Genomic DNA, 508 nt, shown 5'->3' on the forward strand with positions numbered 1-508 from the left:
GTTAGGCCTTCTATGACGACAACCGTAGACCGGATTCGAAACGCAGCGGCAATTACGTCAGTCTTTGGGGGATGGCCATCCTTTCACGATGCCGAGGTTCTACGCCTTGAGCTTTCACGCCATTCTGAGACCCCCTTCGGTCCGGCGCTCTTGGCAGAGATCCATGTGTTCTCGATGACAAGCCAAGTTGATGCGCGTGGGCACTTCGTGTGCGAAAACCATTCCGTTGTCGCGCTCAGATTCGACGGAGTGGCAGACTTGGAGCTAGATGGATTCAATCACCAAAATGCACTGTCAGGATTGCAGATTACCTATCAGGACGACGAGACCTCGTTTGAGGTTCATCTCGATCCAGCTTACGGCGTGGAAGCCCAGTTTAGGTGTCGCGTCATTGAAGTGGTCTCACTAGTTCCAGGCATTCCATCTGGCAGTGTCTACGCTAGAGCGAAGGCCTAACAATTCATTCAAGCCGATGCCGCTTCGCGGCACGGCTTAATTCAGGCGTTAG

The 508-nt window shown here is 53.3% G+C and carries 1 protein-coding gene; it reads left to right on the forward strand.

Features of this window, described 5'->3' with window-relative positions; translation table 11 throughout:
- Positions 1 to 456 (forward strand): Imm50 family immunity protein (locus ACW7G5_RS14825; protein WP_457005794.1); only part of this gene is annotated, 456 nt, incomplete at its 5' end.
- Between the last annotated feature and the right edge of the window lie 52 nt (positions 457 to 508).

This window comes from Luteimonas sp. A501, from assembly GCF_054052085.1.